Below are 26,565 nucleotides of genomic sequence, written 5' to 3' on the forward strand. Positions count from 1 at the left end.
TCAGCCGCGCAAGGAGCAAGACCATGCACGTCGAAAATCTCCTCCAGCTCGACGCTCTCGACCTCACTCTGGTGTGGGGCGACAGCCGGCTCCTGGCCCGGGAGATCAGCGGGGTCACCGCCACCGACCTGGAGGACCCCACGCGCTTTCTCCAGCGGGGCGAGGTCGTCCTCAGCGGCCTGGTCTGGTGGAACCCCACCGACCGCCCCGAGAAGGCGGACCGGTTCGTCGCGGCGCTTCAGTCGGCCGGGGTCGCGGCCCTCCTCGCCGGCGAGGAGACGCACGGCACCGTCCCCGACGTCCTCACCGACTCCTGCCGAGCACGCGGCGTCGCGCTCATCGCCGTACCCGCGCACACCGGCTTCCGGGCCATCACCGAGGCGGTCTACCTCAGACAGTGGGGCGACCTCAGCCGTCGCCCCGCCCACCACCACGCGCTGCCCGAGAACGTACGCAGGGAACTCAGCTCCCTCCTGGAAGCCGACGCGGACCTGGACACCCTGCTCGACCGCGCCTTCGCCCACCTGGGAACCCCGGCCTGCTACGTCCTCAGCGCCACCGGCCGAACCCTCGCGCGCACCTCGTCCACCGTGCCCCTGACGGCGGAACAGGGCGTGGAGCGCCTGCGGAGTTCCACCGGAGTCACGCTGCGCGTCGAAACGGACGGCTCCCCCTACGCGGTCCGACACCTCCACCTGCTCGACACCGAAGGGGCCCCGCCGCGCGTCCTGCACGAGATGGCCGACGTCCTCGCCCAGCACCAGCACCGCGGTACGCGCGGCGAGGAGGCGGCACGCGAAAGGGCCCGCGCCCTCATCTCGTCGATCGACGCCCCGGGGACGGATGCCACGTCACTGAGCCGCGCACTTCTGGGCTGCGGCCTGCCCGCCCAGGGTCCGTACCACGTCATCACGGCGCGCTCGGCGCACGACGACGACGCCCGCGCAGCGGTGGACGCCCTGTCCGAGGCGCTGCGCCACACTCCTGACCGCCCCTTCGCCGTGGGTGCGTCCGAGGGGGGCGAAGCCGTGGCGGTCGTCCAGGGCGAACCCGGCACGGAAGGGGACCGGCTCCAGGCCGTGTGGCCGCTCCTGCGCTCCTGCCACCCCGCCGCCCCACTCCACGGCGGCGTGGGAGCGGTCGCCGCGGAGCCCGGGGGCCTGCGCGGCAGCCTCGCGCAGGCCCGGTACGCGTGGGCCGCGGCCCACGAGACCGCACCCGCGGCGACCGCGCCGGCCTCCGTGGACGACCTCACCACCCTGCACGCCCTGCTCGCCGGAGTGCCGCTGTCCGTACGCGAGGTCTTCAGCGCCCGCACCCTGGGCCCGCTCGTCGACGGTGACGGCGCCTCGCAGCGCATGCTCCTGGAAACCCTCGAAGTCTTCCTGGCCCACAACGGCTCCTGGGCCCGCACCGCCGAAGCCCTCCACCTGCACGTCAACACCGTCCACTACCGGGTCCGGCGTATCGAGACGCTCACCGGCCGCGACCTGTCGCGCCTCGACCACAAACTCGACCTGCGAGCGGCCCTGCTCTGCCGTTGACCGCGTCGGACGCGGCTCAGCCCTGGCTTCCCGGGCGGTCGATGTGCACGTTCGTCGACTTGACCCGTGCCGTCGCCAGGACCCCTACTTCCAGGCCGAGTTCCTCCACGGACTCGCGGCTGATCAGTGATACCAGCCGGTGCGGCCCCGACTGGATCTCCACCTGAGCCACGATGTCGTCGACCGTCACCGCGGTGACGATGCCGGCGAACGAATTCCGCACGGACGTCAGAACCCCACCGGGCACCGGATGCAGACCCGCCGCCCGCTCCGTGGCGAAACCCGCCAGGCTGACCCCGTCGATCATCCGGTTGCCCGACCCGCCCCGGTCCATCACGAGGTGACCGCCGTCCGCCCATCGGCGAACGGTTTCCGGACTGACAGCCAGCAGCTCCGCGGCCTGGCCAATGCTGTACGAAGGCACCCCGGCACTCTAGGCCAACGAGGAAGGGCGCGGGCCGCCGACGCGATCCTCGCGGACGGCGCCGGTACCTCACGGAGAGGTCCGCACGTGCACCGACCGGGCCCGCGCGCATGCCCTCGCCGAGAACAAGGCTCTCTCCGGGCCCGCTGCTCGCCACCGGGTACGAGGTCTACGCGGAGGAGTGCAAGGACGGAGCGGGAAGCGCGCCGACGTCGACGCAGCCTCGAAACCACGTGTCTCAGCCGCTGCGTCTCCTTATTGCAAGGCGCGGGTCGATCACCGTATGGTCTCGCGGGCGACGGAGATCACGACGGGGATTCCGCCGGCGGGCGCCGCGAAGTCCTCGGGCCGATGGGCGGCGACGGATTCGCCGCACGGCGGGCCGACGGCCGCGCCCGTCCTGCCTGCACCGGGAGAGCGAACGACGGACCTGCGTCGTCCCGCCCTCCGCCGCACCGCCGCCCTGTAGCGACCGGCGCCGTTCGCATCGGACCAGCCGCCCGTGACCACACCGCCCAGCGGGACGCGACCCGTCGAGTCGGCGGGTCGGGCCCGGTAGGGGGTTCGGCGCCGACAGGTCAGGGCGCGTCGCGCCGCGAGCCCTTCCGGTAGACGTGCTGGTCACTTCGCACATCGAACAAGGAGAGATCTTGTCCACCCATCCACTCACGACGGACACCGGCGAACTCGGCTCGCTGCCCCACGATTTTCCCTTCGATCCTGCCCACGGCTACGACCTGCGGAGCCTCCTCGCGGTGAAGGCGCCGCCGGGCCCGGACGACTTCGCCGACTTCTGGCGAGAGCGCCATGCGAGTGCGCTGCGTATCGGCACGGCGCCCCGGATCGAGGGGCCCTGGGCCACGGTGAACGGCATGCGGATCGCCGACGTCACGTACACGTCCGCCGACGGCGTCCGCATCGGCGGGTGGCTGACCGTCCCCGCCGACGGACCCGTCACCCAGGGCTGTGTGGCGACCCATGGATACGGAGGCCGGGAGGCCCCGGACCCCTGGCAGTGCCCGCCGGAGACCGCGACCATCTGGCCCTGTCTGCGCGGGCTCGGGACGCGGAGCCTGCTGCCCGGCGTTCCCTCCAAGTCGGCGGGGCACGTCCTGCACGGCATCGGCGCCAGGGAGTCGTACCTCATCGGCGGATGCGTGGCGGACGTCTGGTGCGCGGCCACCGCACTGCGGCAACTGGTGCCGGAGGCTGCCGGACGGCTGACGTACCTGGGCACGAGTTTCGGCGGCGGCATCGGGGCGCTGGCACTCCCCTGGGACGACCGTTTCCACGCCGCCGGCCTGACCGTGCCGACCTTCGGAAACCATCCGCTCCGGGTGACGCTTCCCTGCACGGGCAGCGGTGAGTCGGTGCGTACGCGGCTCGCCGAGGAACCCTCGGTGCTGGATGTCCTCGCGTACTTCGACGCCGCGACGGCGGCCCGGCACCTCACGATCCCCGTACATGTGGGTGCCGCCCTGTTCGATCCATCGGTGCCCCCACCCGGACAGTTCGCGGTGCACAACGCACTGGCCGGGCCGCGCGAACTCGTGGTTCTGCGGGCGGGGCACTTCGACCACCCGGGCGAGCGGGCCGAGACCGCGGCCCTGGAAGAGGCCCAGCGACGCTTCCTGACGGGGCCGGATCCCATGGTGCGGCGCCCCACCGCCTGACCGTCCGCCGCACGACCGGCTCCGCCGGGCCGAGGTCCTCACGGGTTCCTGCCCGGTGGCCCGGTGGTTCCGCGACGTCACGGACGTCCGGTCCGCAGCACATCGCGGGGCCGCCACGGTCGCTGATTTTCAGGTACAGGCGTCGATCAGGCGCGATATGCTGATGCAGAATGTGCAAGGGATTTGCAGAACGAGGAGGGCCATGGTTACGCGGGCGACTGATTCAGGGACGAACCAGAGCGTCGAACGAGCGGTATCGGTGCTGCGCGCACTCGACTCCGGCCGGGCCGAACTCCGTGTCTCCGACGTCGCCGAGCTCACCGGACTGGGCTCCTCGACCACCTCCCGCCTGCTGTCCACCCTGGAGCGCCTCGACATGGTCGAACGCGATCCGGTCAGCAACCTCTACCGCCTCAGCCTGGGCCTTCTCCCGCTGGCCGCCACCGCCACCAACCGCCACCCCGTGCACCGGGCCGCCCGCATGGTGCTCCAGGGCCTCGCCACCCGCACCGGGCTCGGGGCCAACGTGGCCGTACGCCGCGGTGGCGAGCTGATGTTCCTGTGCAATTTCGAGGGCACGCGCGCCCCCAAGTCCCATACGCAGGCGGGACACACCGCACCGCTGCACGCCACGAGCATCGGCAAGTGCCTGCTCAGCGGTCTGACCCCCGAAGCGCGTCGCGAGCTGCTGGGAGATCCGCTCGACGCGCACACGGAGTACACGACCACCAGTCACGACCTCCTCGACGCCGAGATCGACACCGTCCGGCGCACCGGCTACGCCGTGGAGGCCGAGGAGCGCGCCCTGGGCCGTGCGTCCCTCGCCGCACCGGTCAGGGACGCTTCGGGGGAGATCGTCGCGGCCATCTCCCTCTGGGGCCCGGCCTCGGTGCTCGAGGACCGCCCCGACACCGAGGGGCAGCGCCTCGTCCTCGTACGCGAGGTCATCGAGGCCGCCGACGCCATCAGTCAGGCACTCGGCGCGCTCTGACGTATACGGCGAAGGGGTCCGGTGGAGGCCGATCGGCCTCCACCGGACCCCTTCGCCGTACGGCTACGCGCCGTACGCCTTGAAGGCGATCACGTGCGCGTGCCGTGCCCCGTGCGTCGCGTCGACCACGAGTCGGAGTGCGTCGGTGCGTACGGGGCCGCCGTCCGGGGCCTTCAACGCGTGGACACGGTGGCGTCGCCGGTTGTCCGTCACCGTCAGGAGCGTGTGCCACGTACCGGCGGCGTCGCACCTCTGGACGCGGTAGTCGCGTACGAGTTCCGGCATGACCTCGTACGGGGTGCGGTGGCGGTGCAGGTTGTTGAGATACTCGTCGACGTCATCGTCGAAGACCAGGCGGATCTCGGTGAGTTCCTGCTCGTCCTGCCAGTCCAGACGGAGCCACCGGGCGTCGTCCTCCGGTGCGGAGGACCACATGTTGGGTCCGCCGTAGGGACGTTGGTATCCGCCCGCGGCCCGTTCGGGGTGGAACGCCCTTGTGCCGGGGGCCGCCCGGAAGGCGAAGGTCTGCCGGCGCAGGCCGCGGGCCTGCCACTCCAGGACCGGCTGGCCGTCCTCCTCCGGGATGTCGTGGTCGACGCCCGCGTCCCCCTCGACCTTCCTGCGCAGGGCGAGGACACCGTCGGTGCGTTCGGGGAGAAGGACGAGGGCCGTGCCGGGGCAGGCCCGGACGACGAGGATCGCGTTCCGGGGCGTGTCGGGGTGGTGGTCGAGGCGGGCCGTGACCCAGTGGGGGCCGCCCGGCGGGACGGTGACCGTGGTCGTGAGGAGGTGGTCGGCGGGGACCGCGTTCTCGGGCCTGCCCGTGCTCCACAGCTCCACGGTGAGCTCGCGGGACCGGTCGTCCGGGGCGCCGTGGACGAGCAGGTCGACCGTGTCGAGCGAGGGGTCGACCGGCAGCAGGAGGGCGAGGTCGCGGGTGAGGGGGTACGGGGTGCCGGGCGCGTCCTGCGTGGGCTCGGCGGCCAGACGGTCCAGGCAGGAGGAGGCGGTGACGCGGGCCGTGCGCGCCAGGTTGCCCGGGTCCACGTCGGCGAGGCCGATCACGGAGGCGTCCTGGCGCAGCAGCGTGCGGTGCACCAGTTCCGCTCGCTCGGTGGCGAGTTCCCGCGGCGTGAGGTTCTCGGCGACGCACAGGGCCGCGGCGGTTCCCGCGGCCTCGCCGAGTGTCGCGCAGGTGGCCATGACACGGGTGGCCCCGAAAGCGATGTGGGTGGCGGAGATGTTGCGCCCGGCGAAGTGCAGGTTCGTCACGTTCGCCGAGTAGAGGGAGCGCAGCGGGATGTGGAAGATGCCGTCCGCGTACCGCTGGCGCGCGCCGGGCTCCTCGGCGTACATGCCCTGTACCGGGTGGAGGTCGATGGACCAGCCGCCGAAGGCGATCCGGTCCTCGAACTGGCGCTGCTGGAGGATGTCCTGCTGGGTGAGGACGTGATCGCCGACGAAACGGCGGTACTCGCGCTTGCCGGGGAGACTGCCGACCCATTCCAGGGTGAGGTTCGCCGCGTCCGGAAACTGGCCGGAGTTCTTGATGTGGTCCCAGACACCCATGATCACGGACTGGAGCTCGTCGCGGATGCGCTCGTTGTCATGGACGGTGTCGAGCTCGCCGCCCCACTCGATCCACCAGTAGTCGCAGCCGTTGTCGCCGGTGCGCAGGATGCGGTTGCGCAGGATGGGTGTGGTCGACAGGTCCTTGGCGTAGGCGGGCGGTACGAACTTCACCGGCCGGCCCGTGTCCCTGGTGTGGAAGAGGGTCGTCGAGCCGAGCAGCGCCCCATCCGCCTCGGACGGTGCCCAGGGCTCGTCGAACTCGGACCGCGCCTCACGGCCGATGCGGTAGCGGGCACCGGCGAGATGGCCGACCAGGCCGTCTCCGGTGCAGTCGAGGAACTGGCTCGCGCGGAAGGTGATGCGGCGCTCCGAGCCCATCATCCAGCCGGTGCAGGAGTGCACCTCGCGGCGGTCGGCGGGGCCGCTCGCGTCGACCTCGCGTACGTCGGTGTTGAGATAGAGGTCGATGTTCGGTTCGGCGCGGACGGCGTCGAGGACGACCTGGTCCCAGTAGTAGGGGTTGCCCTCGGGGTTGCGGTACTGGTTCTCGGTGTACAACTCGCCCATGATCCCGGTCTCGCGGGCCCAGCGGTGCACGCCGTGTGCGGTGGCGCCGCAGACCCAGACACGGATCTCGCTGCTGGCGTTGCCGCCCAGGACGGGCCGGTTGTTGACCAGGGCGACGCGTCGGCCGAGCCGGGCCGCAGCGATGGCCGCGCAGGTCCCCGCCAATCCCCCGCCGATCACGGCGATGTCGTAATGGACCTCTTCTTCCCGCACGGTGCGGCCTCCTTGGTGTGAAGCACGGATACTCCCCGGCGCAGCGGAGCGGCCTTGAACGTACATCACATCCATATTGTGCAACCACTGTTCAATCTTTGGGGTTCGCTGTAGGTTCCGGTTGCGGCGCTGACCTGGCCGTCGTGACACCGAACTGCAAGCTCGGCGCAGGTGGGCCGTGTTCCGGGTTCTGCACAGAATCGGTGATTCACCGACGAAAAGGGTTGACGTCATCGCGTGATGTGGAGAACGATCCCGCATGCTGCAACTTGTATTCATCGCAGCAGGGACGACGTTCGCGCAGGGCTACGGCGCTCCCGCCACCATCTGAGAGGACAGACCCATGAGTACGGCCGCACCTCCCCAGAAGGCGCCCCCGCCCCGTGAGCGGAGCGGGGCACGGCTCTCCAACGGTGCGTTCGCCCTGCTGCTGACCGCACCGGGCCTCGCCCTGTTCGCGGCGATCATCTTCTACCCGCTGCTGTCGGCACTGTTCACCGGCTTCTTCAGACAGGATCTGCGTCTTCCGGGACGGGAGTTCGTCGGCCTGGACAACTTCGCCTACTGGCTGGACGGCGACTTCCTCGCCATCCTTGAGCAGACGCTGATCTTCACCGTCGGCGCGACGCTCGTCCCCTTCGTGATCGGTTTCGGGCTCGCGCTCGCCCTGAACACCGGACTCAAGGGCAGCGGCTTCCTGCGGGGCCTGTTCCTGTTCCCCTGGGTGATCCCGGGTGTGGTGGTCTCCTTCCTCTGGATGTGGATCTTCAACGCGAACTACGGAGTGCTCAACGGCGTCCTCATGGAGGCCGGGATCATCGACGAGTCCGTGGCCTGGCTCGGCCGGCCCGGCACCGCGATGCTCGCCGTGATCGTCACCAAGACCTGGGCCAGCTTCCCCTGGATGATGGTGATGCTCCTGGCCGGTCTCCAGACCGTGCCCAAGGAGCTGCACGAGGCGGCCTCGATGGACGGGGCGGGCTCCATCAGGCGCTTCTTCGCCGTCACCTGGCCGCAGGTCCGCGGTGTCGCCTCGATCGTGCTGCTGCTGGAGTTCATCTGGAACTTCCAGCACTTCGACACCATCTACGTCCTCACCGGCGGCGGTCCCGCCGGCACCACCGAGACGTTCGCGACCGCCGTGTACCAGACCGCCTTCAAGGGCTTCGACATCGGCCGGGCCACCGCACTGGGCGGGCTGTGGATGCTGCTCCTGCTTCTCCTCGTCGCCGTCTACCTCAGGATCACCGAGCGGAAGGGCGACGCCTGATGACCTCCACCACCCCCACCCCTGTGTCCGCCGTCGGCCGGCCGCAGGCGTCCGCCACGCGGGCCGGGCGCGGCACCCGGCGCCGTGTGCGCAAGGACCTGCTGCGCTCGCGGATCGCCGCCTGGAGCGCGGTCGTCGTCATCGGTGCCTTCGGTCTGCTGCCGGTCTACTGGCTGCTCGCCACCGCGCTGAGCACCCCCGAGTCGACGTTCCAGTTCCCGCCGAAGCTGATACCCACCGATCTCACCCTCGGCAACTTCACGGCCCTGGCAGAGAACGACCAGCTGATCAAGTACATGATCAACTCGCTCGTCGTGGCCTCGATCACCGCCGTGCTGAGCGTGGTCGTCGCCACCTACATGGGTTACTCGTTCTCCAAGTTCCGCTACCGGGGACGGCGGTCCCTGATGCACCTGGTACTGGCCTCCCAGATGTTCCCCCAGGCGCTTCTGCTGGTGACGCTCTACACCGTCTTCTCCAGCTTCGGCATGCTCAACACGTACAGCGCCCTGGTGCTCTCCTTCACCACGTTCACCATGCCGTTGTGCGTCTGGATGCTGAAGGGCATCTTCGACACCATCCCGGACGCCCTGCTGGAAGCGGCGTCCATCGACGGCGCCTCCCGGTGGCGGACGCTGCACTCCATCGTGGCGCCGCTGGCCGCGCCGGGGATGATCGCCGCCGGGCTCTTCGCCTTCGTGCGCGGCTGGAACGATTTCATCTTCGCGCTGACCCTTGCCGACAAGGAGAAGCAGACCCTGCCCCCCGGACTCGTCTCCACCTACATCGGCGAATTCCAGACCGCCTGGCCCCAGTTGATGGCTGCCTCGCTCGTGGTGTCGGTCCCTGTGATCGTCGCGTTCATGTTCCTTCAGCGCTACCTCGTCGGCGGCATGACCGCCGGTTCGGTCAAGAGCTGAACCCGCAGGCTCAGCCCGCGCCCTCGCCCTCACGTACCTCCCCTCCCGCACATTTCCCATGGAGAGATCATGACCACCTCTGGCATCAGCCGGCGCGCGGCGCTGCGCATGTTCGGCATCGGCGCGCTCGGTGCAGCGGGCGCCGGTGTGCTCGGCGCCTGTGCGCCGTCCGGCTCCCCCTCCAACGGCGGCGACCCGAAGTCCAAGGACTTCGACTTCACCTCCTGGTCGCTCAACGAGGAGGCCGCCAAGCCCTCGATAGAGAAGATCATCGCGGCATGGGAGAAGACCGAGAAGTCGACGATCCGCGCGGTCTCGTACCCGTACAACGAGTACCTGAGCCAGCTCACCCTCAAACTGGGCGGCGGGGAGACCACGGGGGCGGTGCACCTCGACATCGCCTGGCTCGCCGCGATGGCGCAGATGGGCAAGCTGGTCGACCTCGGACCGGTGGCCGGCAAGGGCGGCTACACGGACGTGGCGCTGAAGAGCGGCCTGTACGACGGCAAGCAGTACGGGCTGCCGTGGAACACCGGATCGATCGGTGTGATCGCCAACTCCCAGCTCCTGGAGAAGGCCGGGATCAAGAAGCATCCCACCACCGTCGAGGAGTTCGAGGCCGCGCTGCGGGAGCTGAAGGGGCTCGGCGGCGGTGTCGTGCCGTACGCCGCTGCCACCAAGGTCGCGCAGCTCAAGGACATCTTCCCGTGGATGCAGACCTTCGGCTGCGCGATGCTCGACGGCGGAAAGGTCACGATAGGCGACGACGCCTCGGTCGACGCGGTCACCTGGTACAAGAAGCTGCATGACGAGAAGCTGATCGCCGCCGACGTGGACCGCTTCGACGCGCGCGCCCTGTTCGGGCAGGGCAAGGCCGCCTTCTACGACGACGCGATCATCGGCAAGGGTGTGACCTCCGCCCAGTCCAAGGACAAGACGCTGGCCGACGCCATGCAGCCGATGGAGCGTCCGGTGCTCAAGACCGGGGACACGCCGCAGGCGCTGCTGTGGGGCGGTGTGATCGCGATCGTGAAGGGCAAGGGTCAGGACGCGGCGACCGAGTTCGCGCTGCACACCACCACCGACCGGGCCACCACCTCCGAGTACTTCGCCGCGCGCGCACTGCCGCCGTCCACCACTGTGGGCCTGGCCGCTCCTGAGGTCGCCAAGGACACCTTCACCACGGAGTGGACCCGCAAGATCACCAGGACGGCGACCGGCAGCCCCTTCTGGCAGTTCGCGCAGAACGCCCAGATCGAGGAGGCCGTCGCCAAGCAGGTACAGGCCGTCCTCGTCGGCAAGTCGAAGCCCAAGGACGCGATGAAGCAGGCCGGCGAGGAGGCCGCCGCGCTCATCAAACGCTGAGGCCGAACGCCGTGGTCCGGGCCCGGCGAGCGCCGCACGCTTCGCCGGGCCCCGCTGCGTACCCCACCCCGCACGACGGCTGCGGCGGACGGCCCTCGGGCCGCTGCCGTTCCGGTCATCTCCCACGCCCCCACCCGCACCCGCGAAGGAGCTCATCTTGCGACGTTCCACGGTACGCACGTTCACCGCCTCGGCCGCGGCCCTGGCCGCTCTCCTCGTGCCCGCCCCGGCCGTCGGCGCCGACACCGCGCGGACCACGGCTGCCGCGGCGACCGTGATCGAGAAGGTCCCGTACGCGATGGACGCGTCGAACCAGGCTGCCTGGTGGACGCCGGTCGCCACGTACAAGGGCCGTGGGCAGTACACGTACTTCGCCTTCAACGAGCCGGGCCCGACGGCCGCGACGCACCGGCCCGCCATCGCACGGCGTGACCCGGACGGGGTCTGGAGCCGGCTGCCGCTGCTGAACGGTGACGGGCAGCAGGCCGAGTTCCCCGACGACAACGGCCACAACCAGCCGTCGATCGCCCGCGACGGCAGTGGTCGCCTGCACGTCTTCACCTCCATGCACGCCGACTCCTGGCGCTACTTCCGCACCGAGGCCCCCGGCGGCGACGTCACCGACCACGCATCCGAACTGCCCGATCAGGGTGTGGGCATCACCTACCCGGTCGTCACCACCGCGCCCAACGGCGACCTGTACCTGGCCGCCCGCGTCGGTACCGGCTCCGACCGGCGTCCCGGCAAGCTGTACCGGTGGGACAACGCCAACTCCCGCTGGAGCGTCGTCGCGACCTTCGCGAGTGCGCTGTACCGCTCCGTGTACCCCGACGACCTCACGGTGGACACCTCCGGCCGCGTGCACCTCCTGTACGAGTGGGCGAAGGCGCCGGCGACCGCGTTCCGCCACCAGCTCTCCTATCTGGCCTACGACCCGTCGACCGGTTCCTTCGCGGACAGTGAGAACACGACCGTCACCACGCCGGTCACGCCCGCAACCTCCGACGTCGTCCAGGACCTCACCGCGGGAGAGGAGTGGAGCGCCGACAACGCGTACACCGGTCCTTCGGTACAGAGCGCCAAGCTCACCCTCGACGGCTCCACCCCGAAGATCGCCTACCGCTACCGCTCGGCGGACAGCGGTGGTCACTTCCGCGTGTACTACGCCTATCCGAGCGGTGGCGGCTGGGTCCGCAGGACCGTGTACGCCGCCGGGCAGACCGCGGCCGCCCTCGGCATCACCTGGGACGAGACGGACACCAAGCGGATCTACTACGTGACCACCTCGGGCACCGACCGGGTCTTCTCCGCGACCCAGTCGGCGGACGGGGCCTGGACCGCGCAGTCCGCCGTGCCGGGCGTGAGTGCGGACCGGCTCGCGGTGCGACGGGACTCGGACGGCCACGATGTGCTCTACCTGCCGGACACCGCACACAACACCCTTTACTACGCGACCCGTTGAGGAGACACGGCAGTTGTCGCCGTCCGTCCGGGTGAGGCCACGGCCGTGCGGACGGCGCAAGCGGGACAGGTCGCGGGCCGGGACAGGATCACTGCGGCCGGGACCGGCGCTCCTCTCCGTACACTCATGCGTCTCCCGTAGTCCGGCCGGACTTCGGTGTGTGTCCCGGTCACCCTCCTGTCCCGCATCCGCGCGCGGGTCAGGAGGGTGAGCGCTGTTCTTTCTCGGAACCCTCAGATGTCGCGGGAGAGGCCAGTCGCTTATGTTCGTTTCCTTGGTGCCGGGCGCGACGAAGGTGCGTGGCGCCCGGGTGGGGTGCCATGTTGCCGTAATCGATCACGGCAAGAATGCGTTAGCAGTGTCAACGGAGTTGTGGAACTGCTGAAGTTCGAATTTGCGTACGCATCCCGAGACGTGTGGCCATCGAGAAAGTTCCTGTGTGGAGGGGAGCCCATGACGTGCGGACCGGTGGCGTTATCGTTCCGGTGAGGGGCTCCTCGCCCACAACTCCGTTTACGTTCATTGGCTTTGTGGAGGCTGTTCGGGACGAAAAGGCGGACATCGTGGTGCGGGAGCCACACGGTCAATAGGGGTGTTCAGTGCAGTGCTGAACTGATCCAGTCCGTCGCCTGCTCCGGCGTGGTGCGGGTGTCGACGCCGAGGACATGGACGGTGCCCAACAGGCCGTTGGGGCCCCGCACCCGGAGGATGCGCTGGGCGTTGCCGCCCGTCCGGGGGTGGACGATGACGGCGATCGGGTCTTCGGCAGGCCCGTAACCGCCGCCGTAGGTAAGGAGCTGGTGGACGTCGTCCGCGCTCACCCCGTGCCGGTCGTAGCGCTTGTACTTGGCGTCCACCGGCAGCAATCTGCGGTGTGCCGTGCCGCGTGCCGGGAGGCTGAGCAGAAGGTCGGGCCGGAACGTCGAGGTGTTGCCCAGGTCTCCGCGGACGATGATGCCGGCGCCGTTTCCGCCGGGTACGGCGTGGCCGCCGCGAGGGCCGACGGCCTCGGTGCCGAGACGGCGTACGACGGCTTCCCAGAGCGCGGGCATCCTGAGCAGGAGGCCGTCCGCCGTGGCGCCCTGGTCGGCGAGCAGGTCGCTCACGCCCCCGCCGCGCAGCAGCAGGCGGGCCCAGGTGTGGGCGTGGCGGTAACGGGCGTTGAGGCGGGTGTAGTGGGTGCAGTCCAGGGCGCGGAGCGCCGCTGCGGGGGTCGGCGCCTCTGGGAAGGCGCCAGCGATGTCGTGCAGGGCGCGCGCCAGGTCCGGGCTGGTGGTCGGACCGAGTGCCGCCTTCAGCGCGCTCCCCAGAACGCGGTTGTCCCAGATGTCCGCCTCCCGGTCGAAGGTGCGCATGTGTAGCTGGTCCAGCTGCCCGTAGCGCCGGGTGGCCTGGGCGGCGACGTCCAGGCGTCCCCGGAGCACCGAGTCGACGCTCCGGCGGCGTACGTAGTCCCGGCGCAGGCCCTCCCGCAGCAGCCGCTCGCACTGTTCGAGCAGGGCGGCGGCAATCAGGTCGGCGTAACCGTCGGGGCCGGTGGCCCAGCGCCTCGCCGTCGCCGGGACGGGCGTAACGAGGGCGTAGGCGAGCCAGCTCATGAGCTGCTCTCCCGGAATGGCGAACTTGGGGGAGATGACCACGCGGACGCGGTCCAGGACCAGGACGCCGACGGTCGCGTCGGCCTTGAGGCGCCAGCCGGTGCGCTCCCTGCTCAGGGTGAGGCAGCCCCGTGCCTGAAGGGCCTGCAGACGGTCTATGTCCCGCGGAGTGAGTTGGCCGGGCTCCAGCGGGGCGGACTCGTACTCACCGAGAGGGACCGGGACGCGGTCAGGCATCCGGGCCGGGAGCGCCGCTGGTGAACTCGGTCGCCAGCGCGTCCGCCAGATCCTGCGGCGACATGAGGCGCGCACGTCCGGTGTCGGCGTCGACCAGGTCGCCGAGGATGAGGTGCAGCAGTTCCGCCCGGCCGAGGCAGTAGTCCTCCAGGAGCGGGACCACCTCGTGATGGAAGGCCGCGGCCAGGTCCTCCTCGGTGGCGATGGGCGCACCGTCGCGCAGCAGGTAGGCATGCCCGATCTGGTGGTCCGCGTCGAGATCACGGGCGATACGGCCGTTGAGGGACTCGAAGAACGCGGCCAGGTCCAGGGGGCCGACCGTTCCGGAGACGGCGTCCGGGTCCGGTCCTACGGGCAGGAAGGCGAAGCGGCGGCGGACCGCGGCGTCCAGGTGGCTGATGCTCCGGTCGGCGGTGTTCATGGTGCCGATGATCCGGACGTTCGGCGGGACGGAGAAGCGTCGCTTGCTGACGGGCAGAGCGACCGCAAGGTTCCGCTTGTCGAGTTCGAGGAGTGTGATCAACTCGCCGAAGATACGCGGTAGGTCACCGCGGTTGATCTCGTCGATGACCAGCAGAAACGTCTGGTCGGGATGGGCGGCGGCACGGCTGCACAGGCTGTGGAACAGGCCGTCCGTGAGCGCGAGGGTGAGTCCCGGGCCGGTGGCGCTCAGGTCCGGTTTGAATCCCTCGACGAAGTCCTCGTAACCGTAGGAGGGATGGAAGGTGACCATGCTGACCCGGTCGCCGTGCAACATCTCGGCTTGTGTAAGGCCACGGTGACGGGCGTCGGCACCGAGCGCGTCCGCGCGGCCGTCCAGAGCGAGGGCGACGCCGAGTGCGAGGCGTGTCTTGCCCGTACCGGGCGGCCCGTGGAGAATCACTTGCCCCTTGCGCTCCAGAGCGTCCAGCACGGCCTGTACGTCCTCGGGCAGCGCGACCGGCGTGGTCTGCGGTGCTCGGATCACGTCCACACCCGAAGCGCCCTGGGGTGCGATGAGCCTCGCGAAGAGGGCCGGGTCGACCTTGGCGAAGGTGGACCGCCACTGCTTCGGTTCCGACAGCTTCCGCGCGTGTGAGAGATCCCAGTCCACGGAGACGACGTGCTGGAACTCGGGCCGGTCCGCTTCGAAGCGGTAACTCCCGTTGACCGTGCCGATGGCCAGGACCTCGTCCGTACCTCGGTTGGCCACGATCCGGTCGCCATCCTCCAGGTCACGGAAGGCCATCAGTCGGCGCGCGAGGGTCAGGCTGCCCCCGCTCCTACGGGGCCAGTTCCTGTCCAGGGCCTGCTTGAGATCGGTGTCGCTCTGGTAGAGGCCGAGGTCTCCGAGCTGGTCCCATCCGACCCGGATGACTCCTCCCGCGCGGCACTCCTCCCACAGCCGGCCGCGCTCGCCGGGCGCGATCTTCCAGACGGTGCGCTGCTTCGACCGCGGATCGAAGTGCGCGTAGAGGAAATGCATCACTTCGTGCCTGGTCCAGCCCTCGAACTCCGCGCGAGAGAGGACCAGCTCCAGCAGCCGACGATTGCTCCCCCAGGCCGGAACATCACCTTGCGTCGAACCGCCCAGCAGCGTGACGAACCGGCGCAGGTGCTCTCCCGCGTAGATCGGCAGGAAGTGCTGCGGGAAGTAGGTGGCCAGCGACTTCGTCACCAACGTCGGTCCGTATCGCAGTACTTCGAGGTCGTCCAGCGCCTCGAAGTCCCCTGACCCGAGGGCGTCGAAAGCCCGGACGAACTGTCCGCGCAGTTCCGCCCAGGCGTCCTGTGGGTCCATCCCACGCAGGGGCGCGGCCAGCCGCCACTCCCCGGAGACGTGGTGGTACATGATGTGCTTCGCGGCACTTCCGCCCTTGATGCTGCCCAGGTGCGGAGTGCCGAACTCCATCAGCCGGCAGTATGTCGGCCCCGCTCCGGGCGGCGCGGCCTGTCCGAGGGCGTAGCGCTCCAGCGGCAACTCCGCCCAGTCCTCCAACGGAAACTGGGACAGCACCTGCTTGCGCTCGTCCTCGGCAGCCGACGCGGCGTCCGCCACGGCGCTCCGGTCGAACTCGGCCGCAGCCGTGCGCACGTCCACCCCGTTCGTCATGGGGGTCATGATGCCGGACGGCGACACAGTGGTCTCCGCGTCCGGAAAAGTCGGTCGACCTCCTGCGTGTGCGTCACGGGGGCTGGCACGATGGGCCAGCACCGCGAGGCCGGATCTCGGGCGGCGTGCACGACGGCGACGGGAGAGACCTTGCAGGACTGGATCTACATCCTGAATCCGAACAAGGACACCCTCGACGGGGAGCCGTCCGACAAGGAGACCGTGCGCCGCCTCGCCCATCAGGATCCCGCACTGGACCTCTGGCTCAGCCGACGAAACCGCATGAACCCGGGGGACCGTCTATGGGTCTTCTTCAGTCAGCCCGAGTCGGCGGTCGCCGCGGTGGCGGAGGTCGACGGAGAGCCGGAAGGGGACCCCGACGACCCCGACTTCTCCTATCGGGTGGATGTGACCCTCCTGCCCGGCCCCACGGATGCCCTGTACGCCGACCCGGTGAGCCGGGACGAGCTGGAACTCGGCCAGGTAAGGTCCGTGCAGAAGGTCAAGCCGGGAGCACTGAAGACTCTGCTGGCGAGGGCCGGTCTCTGACGGGGCGGTCGCGTGCGGGACGGTTACCAGGGCTCCAGCTCACGATCGGCTGGTTTTGTGTGGGGCAAAAGTGTTTCCTGAGCACGGGTGTTCAGTGCCACCAGCTTGTCAGCGCTGCGGTCGACGAAAAAGACGAACGCCTTGGCCGAGTCGGCGAAGGCCGCTGCCGGGCGGCTGATGCCGGATGTCGTGATCACGATGAGCCGCTTTGGTACGTCATCGCCGGCCGCCGCGGCAAGGCCGTTCAGCCGCTGCACCTCGGACGTGGACAGACTCTTGGCACGGCTGTGCCACTCGATGTGGAACGCGTCGGACCGGATGGGGACTTCGGCGTCCCCCTCTTCGACGTCCCCGAAGCCGAATGCCACCAACTGGTCGAGAACCGTTTCGGTGATGTGCCGGGGGCTGGGCGAGCGCGGCGACGTCCTCGGCTCGGCTTCCTCGTGGAACTGATCGATATCGAGGCCGACGTTCCTCGGCCACTCGGGCGGAGCGGCTTCACCCGCGAAGAGGGACTCCTGCAACGCGGATCGGTACCCGGCGGTAGCCGGTTCCCCGCGATCGGTCGGCGCGCACGGCACTTCCACGTCACAGGCCTTGAGTCCCTTGCCGAGCACGTCGGCGATGTCCGCCACCGAGGCCTGCGCATGGGGTACTCCTGGTCCCGGCCGCGTGCTGCGCCACAGATTCCAGCCCAGATCGACACGGCTCCACGCCTCGCATTCATCGAGGTACACATCCACCAGCCAGCCGAGGGCAGGCTTCAGCGAGACGCGGACGAACGCGTCGGAGAGCTCGGCCTCGACGAAGCAGCCGTCGCGTCCGCCTACGATGTCGAGTTTCGGCGAGTGGCGGGGGCCGTACGGGAGGTAGCCATTCCCCGCTGCCACGCGCCGCACTCGCACACCGCGGGCGTCCAGGAGGTCAGCCAGTACGGTCATGTCGGACGGCTCGCTCTCGTTCCAGCGCCACGGTGAGGGAACCGGTACTCCGGTGAGGTGCGCCGAGGCCACGGCGTGCAGGGCGTCGACGAGCACCTCGTCAGGCGTATCTAGCGGCCAGACGGACGGCGCACCGTTCAGTACGGGATCCATCACCGCCCAGACGATCGAGTACCCCATGCGTACCTGCGCCAGGGCGACCGAGCGCTGACCGGACAACGTGATCTTCAGATGCATCAGAAGGCTCGCATCGTCGAACCGCACCCGGTCGGTCAGCTCGGGATGACGGTCGCACAGGGCCTGCTCCAGGCTTTTGAAGTGCATGTGTCGAGCGAAGGCGGCAACTACGTCGCTGGGCGGGAAGGGCAAGGGAGGCACTCCTGAGTGGTGGTTCGCGGTGGCGTTGCCGGGCACGCCACGCACCGCTGACGGAGCGTAGGCCAATCGGATGCCGTCACTCAAAGCGTTCGGTCGTCCTCAACGGCATTGGCCACCGGATTGGCCGGATGCAGTCGGCGGCTCCTCGCCGTGCTCGTCGATCTCCGCCCAGACGGTCTTGCCGGAGGGCGGGCGGGGCTCGGTGCCCCAGCGGTCGGCCAGGGCCTCGACCAGGAGCAGACCCGCGGCCCGACTCGTGGTCGGGGCTCTGGCCCCGGGGGGATTTCGGGGCGGCGCTCGCCCTTCGTGTCGCTCACCGCGATGCGTAGGGTGCCGGCCGCGTCGTCCTGCGTCAGCACCAGTAGGAAGTCACGCCCCTGGACGCGGCCGTGCAGCGCCGCGTTCGCCGCCAGCTCCGCGACGACGTGTTCGGCCCGCTCGATGACCCGGGGTGACAGGTCCCAGGACTCGGATGCGCGGCCGGACCCCGGGCTGCGTCGCGAGGCCGGAGACGTCGGGCAGGTGACGGTTCACCTCGTCGACCACACGCGGTCGGCGTGCCACGACCGACATCGGACGTTGCGAGGCCACTTCGGCGACAACCCTCCGTGATGGCTGACGGATACTCGGGCATCTCTGACGTATCGTCAGCCATTCAAGATCATCTTGCACGTGCGTTGCACAAGGTGCTGAAAAAAACAGTGATCAGCGGAGGGCTGTGAAAGTGCGTATCCGCAGGTCAGCTGGCATGTTGAGGTGTCGTGCCCCTCACCCTCAAGGGGTACGACACCCCGCCCGTCAGATGTCCCGGAAGATCTCGATCTGCGCGCCCACCGAGTTCAGCCGCTCGGCCAGATCCTCGTAACCGCGGTTGATGACATAGACGTTGCGCAGCACGGAGGTGCCCTCCGCCGCCATCATCGCGAGCAGCACCACCACCGCGGGGCGCAGAGCGGGCGGGCACATCATCTCGGCGGCGCGCCAGCGGGTCGGGCCCTCGACCAGGACCCGGTGCGGGTCGAGGAGCTGAAGGCGGCCGCCCAGCCGGTTGAGGTCGGTGAGGTAGATCGCCCGGTTGTCGTAGACCCAGTCGTGGATCAGGGTCTGGCCGTGCGCGCTGGCCGCGATGGCCGCGAAGAACGGCACGTTGTCGATGTTCAGGCCGGGGAACGGCATCGGGTGGATCTTGTCGATCGGGGCCTCCAGCTTGGAGGGCCGCACGGTCAGGTCCACCAGCCGGGTGCGGCCGTTGTCGGCGGCGTACTCCGCCGTCCGGTCGCAGTCGACGCCCATCTCCTCCAGCACCGCGAGCTCGATCTCCAGGAACTCGATCGGCACCCGGCGGATGGTGAGTTCGGACTCCGTCACCACGGCGGCGGCCAGCAGGCTCATCGCCTCGACCGGGTCCTCGGAGGGGGAGTAGTCCACGTCCACGTCGATGTTCGGCACACCGTGCACGGTCAGCGTCGTCGTACCGACGCCGTCGACCCGTACGCCCAGCGCCTCCAGGAAGAAGCACAGGTCCTGGACCATGTAGTTGGACGAGGCGTTGCGGATGACCGTGGTGCCGTCGTGGCGGGCGGCGGCCAGCAGGGCGTTCTCGGTGACCGTGTCGCCGCGTTCGGTCAGCACGATGGGCCGGCCGGGCGTGACCGAGTGGTCGATCTGGGCGTGGTACAGCCCTTCGGTGGCAGCGATCTCCAGCCCGAACCGGCGAAGCGCGATCATGTGCGGCTCGATGGTGCGCGTGCCCAGGTCGCAGCCGCCCGCGTACGGCAGCTTGAACTGGTCCATCCGGTGCAGCAGCGGGCCGAGGAACATGATGATGGAGCGGGTCCGGCGCGCGGCGTCGGCGTCGATCGCCTCCATGTCGAGCTGGGCCGGCGGGACGATCTCCAGGTCCACGCCGTCGTTGATCCAACGGGTGCGGACCCCGATGGAGTTCAGCACCTCCAGCAGCCGGAAGACCTCCTCGATCCGGGCGACCCGGCGCAGGACGGTGCGGCCCTTGTTGAGCAGCGTGGCGCAGAGCAGTGCGACGCACGCGTTCTTGCTGGTCTTCACATCGATGGCGCCGGAGAGACGACGGCCGCCGACGACCCGCAGGTGCATGGGTCCGGCGTATCCGAGCGACACGATCTCGCTGTCGAGGGCTTCACCGATGCGGGCAATCATCTCAAGGCTGATGTTCTGATTGCCGCGCTCGATGCGGTTGACGGCGCTCTGACTGGTGGCGAGCGCCTCGGCCAGCTGCGTCTGTGTCCAGCCCCGGTGCTGACGGGCGTCACGGATGAGCTTGCCGATGCGTACGAGGTAATCGTCTGACATGGCGGCAGGTTATCTCAGATATGAGATGAAGATCGCGCCGGGGTGCGGTGTTCGGGTGACGGGCGGCCCGCTCTCGCGGGCCCGCGTCCGGGCCGTCGTCCCTGAACTCCGGCCCGTGCTCATCGTCCTGGCGGTATTCCGGCCGGGCCTGCGGTGTGCGTCCGTTCGGGTGTCCGGCGGCGGCGCTCGGCCGATCCGCTCCCGCCGTGCCGCACGGGTGGCGCTCGCGGCGTTCCCGGCGCGGGGCGGCCGGCCGGCGATGCGGCCCGGCGATGCGGCCCGGCGGGGCGGCCGGGCGATCGCCCGGTCCGGCGCCGCACGGGACGGAACACGAATGGGCGGCGCCGCCCGGGCATGACCGCGCGGCGGCGATGTACTAGAGTTATCTCGACATCGAGATATCTGCCGAGGCGTTCCGCAGCCGCCGCACGGTAAGGGTTACCTAACTAAGCCTTACCTTAGCGGATGGTCGGGGCCGTAGGCGGCACCACGCGGCGCCGGCCGCCAATGAGGCGCGGCGCGGTAGTACGCGCACATTGAAGAAGGAGACTGTCGTGTCGGCGAACAGCTTCGACGCCCGCAGCACGCTGCGCGTGGGCGACGAGTCGTACGAGATCTTCAAGCTGGACAAGGTGGAGGGCTCCGCGCGCCTCCCTTACAGCCTGAAGGTGCTGCTGGAGAACCTGCTCCGCACCGAGGACGGCGCGAACATCACCGCCGACCACATCCGGGCGCTGGGCGGATGGGACTCGCAGGCCCAGCCCAGCCAGGAGATCCAGTTCACGCCGGCCCGCGTGATCATGCAGGACTTCACCGGAGTCCCCTGCGTCGTGGACCTCGCCACCATGCGTGAGGCCGTGAAGGAGCTCGGCGGCGACCCGGCGAAGATCAACCCGCTGGCCCCGGCCGAGCTGGTCATCGACCACTCCGTCATCGCCGACAAGTTCGGCACCAACGACGCGTTCGCCCAGAACGTCGAGCTGGAGTACGGCCGCAACAAGGAGCGCTACCAGTTCCTGCGCTGGGGCCAGACCGCCTTCGACGAGTTCAAGGTCGTTCCCCCGGGCACCGGCATCGTCCACCAGGTCAACATCGAGCACCTGGCCCGCACCGTCATGGTCCGCGGCGGCCAGGCGTACCCCGACACCCTCGTCGGCACCGACTCGCACACCACGATGGTCAACGGCCTCGGTGTGCTGGGCTGGGGCGTCGGCGGCATCGAGGCCGAGGCCGCGATGCTCGGCCAGCCGGTCTCCATGCTCATCCCGCGCGTCGTGGGCTTCAAGCTGACCGGCGAGCTCCCGGCCGGCACCACCGCCACCGACCTCGTGCTGACCATCACCGAGATGCTCCGCAAGCACGGTGTCGTCGGCAAGTTCGTCGAGTTCTACGGTGAGGGCGTCGCCGCCACCTCCCTCGCGAACCGCGCCACCATCGGCAACATGTCGCCGGAGTTCGGCTCCACCGCCGCGATCTTCCCGATCGACGACGAGACCCTGAAGTACCTGCGCCTGACCGGCCGTGACGAGCAGCAGGTCGCGCTCGTCGAGGCGTACGCCAAGGAGCAGGGCCTCTGGCTGGACCCGTCCGCCGAGCCCGACTTCTCCGAGAAGCTGGAGCTCGACCTCTCCACGGTCGTCCCCTCCATCGCCGGCCCGAAGCGCCCGCAGGACCGCATCGTCCTCGCCAACGCCAAGGCGCAGTTCGCCCAGGACGTGCGCAACTACGTCTCGGACGACGAGGAGTCGGGCAAGGAGTCCTTCCCGGCCTCCGACTCCCCGGCCGCCGCCAACGGTGTGCCGTCGCGTCCGACCACGGTCACGGCCCCCGACGGTTCGACGTACGAGATCGACCACGGCGCCGTCACCGTCGCCGCGATCACCTCCTGCACCAACACCTCGAACCCTTACGTCATGGTCGCCGCGGCGCTCGTGGCGAAGAAGGCCGTCGAGAAGGGCCTGACCCGCAAGCCGTGGGTCAAGACGACCCTGGCGCCGGGTTCGAAGGTCGTCACCGACTACTTCGACAAGGCGGGCCTGACCCCGTACCTCGACAAGGTCGGTTTCAACCTCGTCGGCTACGGCTGCACCACCTGCATCGGCAACTCCGGCCCGCTGCCGGAAGAGGTCTCCAAGGCGGTCAACGAGCACGACCTGGCCGTGACCTCGGTGCTCTCCGGCAACCGTAACTTCGAGGGCCGGATCAACCCCGACGTCAAGATGAACTACCTGGCGTCGCCGCCGCTGGTCGTCGCGTACGCCATCGCCGGTTCGATGAAGGTCGACATCACCAAGGACGCCCTGGGCATCGACCAGGACGGCAAGCCGGTCTACCTCGCGGACATCTGGCCCTCCGAGGCCGAGGTCAACGACGTCGTCGCCAACTCCATCGGCGAGGACATGTTCAACAAGTCCTACCAGGACGTCTTCGCGGGCGACGCCCAGTGGCAGGCGCTGTCGATCCCGACCGGCAACACCTTCGAGTGGGACTCCGAGTCCACCTACGTGCGCAAGCCCCCGTACTTCGAGGGCATGACGATGGAGACGACCCCGGTCGAGGACATCGCCGGCGCCCGTGTCCTGGCCAAGCTGGGCGACTCGGTCACCACCGACCACATCTCCCCGGCCGGTGCGATCAAGGCCGACACCCCGGCCGGCAAGTACCTCACGGAGCACGGCATCGAGCGCCGCGACTTCAACTCCTACGGCTCGCGCCGCGGTAACCACGAGGTCATGATCCGCGGCACGTTCGCGAACATCCGCCTGCGCAACCAGATCGCCCCGGGCACGGAGGGCGGCTTCACCCGCGACTTCACCCAGGCGGACGCGCCGGTGTCGTTCATCTACGACGCCTCGCAGAACTACCAGGCCGCGGGCACCCCGCTGGTCATCCTGGCGGGCAAGGAGTACGGTTCCGGCTCGTCCCGTGACTGGGCGGCCAAGGGCACCGCGCTCCTGGGCGTCAAGGCCGTCATCGCCGAGTCCTACGAGCGCATCCACCGCTCGAACCTCATCGGCATGGGCGTCCTCCCGCTCCAGTTCCCCGAGGGCGCGACCGCCGAGTCGCTCGGCCTCACCGGCGAGGAGACCTTCTCCTTCACCGGCGTCACCGAGCTGAACAACGGCACCACGCCGCGCACGGTCAAGGTCACCACCGACACGGGCGTGGAGTTCGACGGCGTCGTCCGTATCGACACCCCCGGCGAGGCGGACTACTACCGCAACGGCGGCATCCTGCAGTACGTGCTCCGCAGCCTGATCCGCAAGTAGGCAGCAGAGCCGAAGGGCCGCACCCCCACCGGGGTGCGGCCCTTCCGCGTATCCGGGAGCATTCCGGGCGGAGCGGCCCTCAGCCGCCCGAAACCGTCCGCGTCACCTCGGTGATCCGGCACTTCGTGCCGCGCGGCACATCGCCGAGCCCCTGTGCCTTCTCCTTCGCCTCCTTGCCGGCGTCCAGTGCGAGCACCGCCGCGATGCCGTCCGCGACCCGGGTGCCGTCCTTGTCCACGAACTCGACGGTCACGACGTAGTCCGCCGGGCCCCCGGAGCCGTTGACCACCCTCAGCTCGGCGGCGGGCCAGTTCGTCAGGGAATCCACCGTGCACTTCGTGATCCTGACGTCCTCCTCGGGAGCCGTGCCGGTGGCGCTGGGCTCCGCGACGGGGTCCTCACCGGGGAACGCCTCGGCGGACGGCGTCCCGGCCGACCGGGAGGGCAGGGTCTCCAGCGATCCGGGGGCCGCCCGGTCCATCGCCGTGTAGACGAGCGCCGCGACGGCCGTCGCGGCCAGCAGCCCGCCGCCCACGGAGAGCGTGACGATCAGCCCCGTACGCTGCTTGCGCGGCGGTGACGGCTGCGACGGTGGCCACGGCGACGGAGATGGCGACGGCGGCGGCGGAAAACTGTCCGACAAGAGGTCCCCCCACGGGAAAACGACCGGAAATGTGTACGAGCCATACGGTACGTGGGCCCGGTGTGGCGCCGGATGCCGCGGTCGCCGCCGCCGTCACGGAATGCCATCGTGGCTCCGCGGGTTCGCACCCCCGAAGACAGCGGCATCGGCACAGAGAGCGGAACCACCATGGGCGAGCTGATCCTGATCCGGCACGGCGAGACCGCGTGGTCCCGCTCCGGACAGCACACGAGCTACACCGACATGCCCCTGACGGACCTCGGCGAGCGCCAGGCCCGCGCGCTGGTCCCGCTGCTGGCCGAACGGAGCATCGCGCTCACCCTGGTCAGCCCTTCCGTACGGGCCCGCCGGACCGCCGAGCTGGCCCGGCTCGACGCGCCCAGGGTCACACCGGAGCTGCACGAGTGGGACTACGGCGGGTACGAGGGCGTGACCACGCTGGAGATCCAGCGCACCCGCCCGTTCTGGAACCTGTGGACGGACGGGGTCGACCCCGGAACGGACGGGCACCCGGGGGAGAGCCCGGCCGAGGTCGGCGCGCGGGCCGACCGGGTCCTCGCCGGCGTGCGGGCCGCCGCCGAACGGACCGGGGACGGGGACATCGCGCTCGTCGCGCACTCCCACTTCCTGCGCGTGTTCATCGCCCGCTACCTCGGGCTGACCCCGGCGGAGGGACGTCTCTTCCAGCTCGCGACGGGCGCGGTCTCCCGGCTCGGCAGGGAGCACGGGCAGCCGGTCGTCACCGCGCTGAACCTGGCCCTTCCCGAGGAGCTGTCGGCGGGCGTCGCCGCGGACAGCTCCTGACGCGGCCGCTGCCCGACGCGCCCGCTGCCCGACGCGGCGCAGGCGCTGTCTCCTGGCGCAGCCGGTGCCTGCCGAAGCGGGGCGATGCGTTCCGAAGCGGGGGCGATGCGTTCCGAAGCGGGGCGATGCGTTCCGGCGCCGGGGAACGACGAAGCGGCCGGTACCTCGTGCGAGGTACCGGCCGTCATCCGTCCCAGGTGACGGCTCATGCCGCTTTGAGACCGGTGAGGTGGGCGAAGACGACCACATTCGCCGAGTAGCCGTTCTTCTTGTCGAAGCGTCCACCGCAGGTCAGCAACCGCAACTCCGGGCGTCCGGTCGGGCCGTACACCTTGTCGTCGGGGAAGTCTTCCTTCTTGTACGTCTTCACGGCGTCCACGGTGAAGACCGCCGTCCTGCGGTCGGCCCGCCGGACGTTGACGGTGTCCCCGCGGTGCAGGGCATTGAGGTTGAGGAAGATGGCGGGACCGGTACGGGTGTCCCGGTGGCCGACGATCAGGGCCGTCCCCTTCTCGCCGGGGGCCGGGCCGTCCCGGTACCAGCCGACCTCCTTGGGCCGGTTCATGGGCGGAGCGTCCAGCCGGTTCTTCCTGTCGAGGCCGAGACGGGTGACCGGTGCCTCGATCACGATGGCGGGGACGGCCAGTTCCACCGGTGCCGACGGTGGCAGTGGCGCGTGCGACGCCGGGACGTCCGCCATCGACCGCACCGGTTCCCGCCTGACCGGCGACCCGCCGCCCGCGGCGTCCGAGCCGCGGGCGGCGATGGACGATGCGTCGTCGGACGAGTCGCCGCTCGCCCAGACGATGCCGGTCACCAGCGAGGCGGTCGCGCACAACGTCATGGTGAGACGGCATGCGCGACTCGGTCCCCGTCGCCGTCGGCGGTGGGGGGCGCTACGCTGCGCCACTGGCGCGGCGGCGGGCTGACCGGCGGACCAGGATCAGCCCGACCACTCCGGCCGCTCCGGCCGCCAGTGCCGTGGTCGCCCCGAAGGTCGAACCACTGTCCGAGCTGACGTTCTCCATGGCCGGTACGCCACCGCCGCCGGCGGGGACCGCGCCGGAGGGCCGGTGGTGGTCCTTGTCCTCACCGGACCAGGACGAGCCCTCCTTACCGCCCTCGCTGCCCTGGTTCCCCTCGCTGCCCTGGTTCCCCTGGTTCCCCTGGTTGCCCGGACGCCCCTGGCTGTTGCCGTTGCGGGAGCAGTCGATGGTGAAGGTCTTCTGCTTCAGGCCGACCGGGACCGTCCACTGGAGCTGGTACGTGCCGTCCGGCAGCAGGTACTCCTGGCTGACGGCCTTGCCCTGGTTGAGTGCGAGCGATCCGATCAGGGTGTCGCCCGGAGGTACGGTCGGTGGCTGCGCGATGATCGTGAACGGGACCACCGGGAGCGTCTCGAAGTTGGCCGCGACCAGCTTGAACGCACAGACCGGGGCACCTTCGCGGTTGTTGCCGCGCTGCTGACCGGTGGACTGGACGCTCAGGTCGCCGCTGTCGCCCGGGGCCGCGAACGCCGCGGGCGCTCCGGCCAGCGTGAGTCCGGCTGCGGCGACGGCCGCGGCGACCGCGGTACCGGTGCGGGCACCGCGTGAGCGGAGGGAGGCAGAGATGGGCATGGGGGCTCCTTCAAGCCGAGATGATTGTCGTACTGATCACCTGATCGCCCAAGAGATGTCATGAAAAGTCATAAAAACGGATAAAGACACAAGCGAAAGCGCGGAA

Annotated in this window: 19 protein-coding genes; 10 read left to right on the top strand and 9 right to left on the bottom strand. The window is 69.8% G+C overall.

The window, feature by feature from the left end:
• Positions 1–23 precede the first annotated feature (23 nt).
• The gene (locus tag OG251_RS31350; protein WP_326680254.1) at positions 24–1,544 is read left to right on the top strand and encodes a PucR family transcriptional regulator; all 1,521 of its coding nucleotides are present in this window, start codon (positions 24–26) and stop codon (positions 1,542–1,544) included.
• A 16-nt stretch (positions 1,545–1,560) separates the two neighbouring features.
• Here OG251_RS31350 and OG251_RS31355 read toward each other — a convergent pair whose 3' ends face one another.
• On the bottom strand, positions 1,561–1,968 hold the full coding sequence (locus tag OG251_RS31355; RefSeq protein ID WP_266812883.1) for a TOBE domain-containing protein: 408 nt from the start codon (positions 1,966–1,968) through the stop codon (positions 1,561–1,563).
• A gap of 650 nt (positions 1,969–2,618) precedes the next feature.
• Between OG251_RS31355 and OG251_RS31360 the strand changes: the two genes are divergently transcribed.
• Both OG251_RS31360 and OG251_RS31365 read left to right on the top strand, forming a co-directional pair.
• A complete protein-coding gene (locus OG251_RS31360; protein ID WP_326680255.1) occupies positions 2,619–3,641 on the top strand; it encodes an acetylxylan esterase in 1,023 nt (340 codons plus the stop codon).
• Between the two features lie 202 nt (positions 3,642–3,843).
• Positions 3,844–4,632 carry an IclR family transcriptional regulator gene (locus OG251_RS31365; protein ID WP_326680256.1) on the top strand — a complete coding sequence of 263 codons (789 nt, stop codon included), beginning with the start codon at positions 3,844–3,846 and terminating at the stop codon, positions 4,630–4,632.
• Positions 4,633–4,695: 63 nt separating this feature from the next.
• On the opposite strand, the gene OG251_RS31370 is transcribed toward OG251_RS31365, so the two are convergent.
• On the bottom strand, positions 4,696–6,984 hold the full coding sequence (locus OG251_RS31370) for an FAD-dependent oxidoreductase (RefSeq protein WP_326680257.1): 2,289 nt from the start codon (positions 6,982–6,984) through the stop codon (positions 4,696–4,698).
• A gap of 343 nt (positions 6,985–7,327) precedes the next feature.
• Here OG251_RS31370 and OG251_RS31375 point away from each other — a divergent pair, with 343 nt between their 5' ends.
• The 4 genes from OG251_RS31375 (at position 7,328) to OG251_RS31390 (ending at position 12,001) form a co-directional block, all read left to right on the top strand.
• Positions 7,328–8,254, top strand: coding sequence for a carbohydrate ABC transporter permease (locus tag OG251_RS31375; RefSeq protein ID WP_326680258.1), 927 nt, complete (start codon positions 7,328–7,330; stop codon positions 8,252–8,254).
• Positions 8,254–9,174, top strand: a complete 921-nt coding sequence (locus OG251_RS31380) for a carbohydrate ABC transporter permease (protein ID WP_326680259.1) — start codon at positions 8,254–8,256, stop codon at positions 9,172–9,174. Before OG251_RS31375 ends, OG251_RS31380 begins: the two co-directional genes overlap by 1 nt.
• Positions 9,175–9,243: 69 nt before the next feature.
• A complete protein-coding gene (locus OG251_RS31385; RefSeq protein WP_326680260.1) occupies positions 9,244–10,539 on the top strand; it encodes an extracellular solute-binding protein in 1,296 nt (431 codons plus the stop codon).
• Between the two features lie 157 nt (positions 10,540–10,696).
• On the top strand, positions 10,697–12,001 hold the full coding sequence (locus tag OG251_RS31390) for a BNR-4 repeat-containing protein (RefSeq protein WP_326680261.1): 1,305 nt from the start codon (positions 10,697–10,699) through the stop codon (positions 11,999–12,001).
• Between the two features lie 596 nt (positions 12,002–12,597).
• Here OG251_RS31390 and OG251_RS31395 read toward each other — a convergent pair.
• On the bottom strand, positions 12,598–13,836 hold the full coding sequence (locus tag OG251_RS31395) for an McrC family protein (RefSeq protein ID WP_326680262.1): 1,239 nt from the start codon (positions 13,834–13,836) through the stop codon (positions 12,598–12,600).
• The gene (locus tag OG251_RS31400; RefSeq protein ID WP_326680263.1) at positions 13,829–15,928 is read right to left on the bottom strand and encodes an McrB family protein; all 2,100 of its coding nucleotides are present in this window, start codon (positions 15,926–15,928) and stop codon (positions 13,829–13,831) included. Before OG251_RS31400 ends, OG251_RS31395 begins: the two co-directional genes overlap by 8 nt.
• A 150-nt stretch (positions 15,929–16,078) precedes the next feature.
• Between OG251_RS31400 and OG251_RS31405 the strand changes: the two genes are divergently transcribed.
• Entirely contained in the window at positions 16,079–16,477 is a 399-nt protein-coding gene (locus OG251_RS31405; protein ID WP_240802741.1) for a hypothetical protein, read from the top strand.
• Positions 16,478–16,500: 23 nt separating this feature from the next.
• On the opposite strand, the gene OG251_RS31410 is transcribed toward OG251_RS31405, so the two are convergent.
• Both OG251_RS31410 and OG251_RS31415 read right to left on the bottom strand, forming a co-directional pair.
• On the bottom strand, positions 16,501–17,742 hold the full coding sequence (locus OG251_RS31410) for a hypothetical protein (protein ID WP_326680264.1): 1,242 nt from the start codon (positions 17,740–17,742) through the stop codon (positions 16,501–16,503).
• Positions 17,743–18,594: 852 nt separating this feature from the next.
• Positions 18,595–20,124, bottom strand: coding sequence for a helix-turn-helix domain-containing protein (locus OG251_RS31415; RefSeq protein WP_326680265.1), 1,530 nt, complete (start codon positions 20,122–20,124; stop codon positions 18,595–18,597).
• Positions 20,125–20,678: 554 nt separating this feature from the next.
• On the opposite strand from OG251_RS31415, the gene acnA reads away from it, so the two are divergent.
• Positions 20,679–23,393: an aconitate hydratase AcnA gene (gene acnA, locus OG251_RS31420; protein WP_326680266.1), complete on the top strand. Its 2,715-nt coding sequence runs from the start codon at positions 20,679–20,681 to the stop codon at positions 23,391–23,393.
• A gap of 79 nt (positions 23,394–23,472) precedes the next feature.
• On the opposite strand, the gene OG251_RS31425 is transcribed toward acnA, so the two are convergent.
• Positions 23,473–24,036, bottom strand: coding sequence for a hypothetical protein (locus OG251_RS31425; protein WP_326680267.1), 564 nt, complete (start codon positions 24,034–24,036; stop codon positions 23,473–23,475).
• Between the two features lie 168 nt (positions 24,037–24,204).
• Here OG251_RS31425 and OG251_RS31430 point away from each other — a divergent pair, with 168 nt between their 5' ends.
• Positions 24,205–24,840, top strand: a complete 636-nt coding sequence (locus tag OG251_RS31430; RefSeq protein ID WP_326681476.1) for a histidine phosphatase family protein — start codon at positions 24,205–24,207, stop codon at positions 24,838–24,840.
• 205 nt (positions 24,841–25,045) lie between these two features.
• Here the strand turns inward: OG251_RS31430 and OG251_RS31435 are convergent, their stop codons facing one another.
• Positions 25,046–25,684 carry a class F sortase gene (locus tag OG251_RS31435; protein WP_326680268.1) on the bottom strand — a complete coding sequence of 213 codons (639 nt, stop codon included), beginning with the start codon at positions 25,682–25,684 and terminating at the stop codon, positions 25,046–25,048.
• A 52-nt stretch (positions 25,685–25,736) separates the two neighbouring features.
• Positions 25,737–26,459 (bottom strand): hypothetical protein, encoded by a 723-nt coding sequence (locus tag OG251_RS31440; RefSeq protein ID WP_326680269.1) that lies wholly within the window; start codon positions 26,457–26,459, stop codon positions 25,737–25,739.
• Positions 26,460–26,565 lie beyond the last annotated feature (106 nt).

Origin of the sequence: Streptomyces sp. NBC_01237 (assembly GCF_035917275.1) — a bacterium.
Taxonomy (GTDB): domain Bacteria; phylum Actinomycetota; class Actinomycetes; order Streptomycetales; family Streptomycetaceae; genus Streptomyces.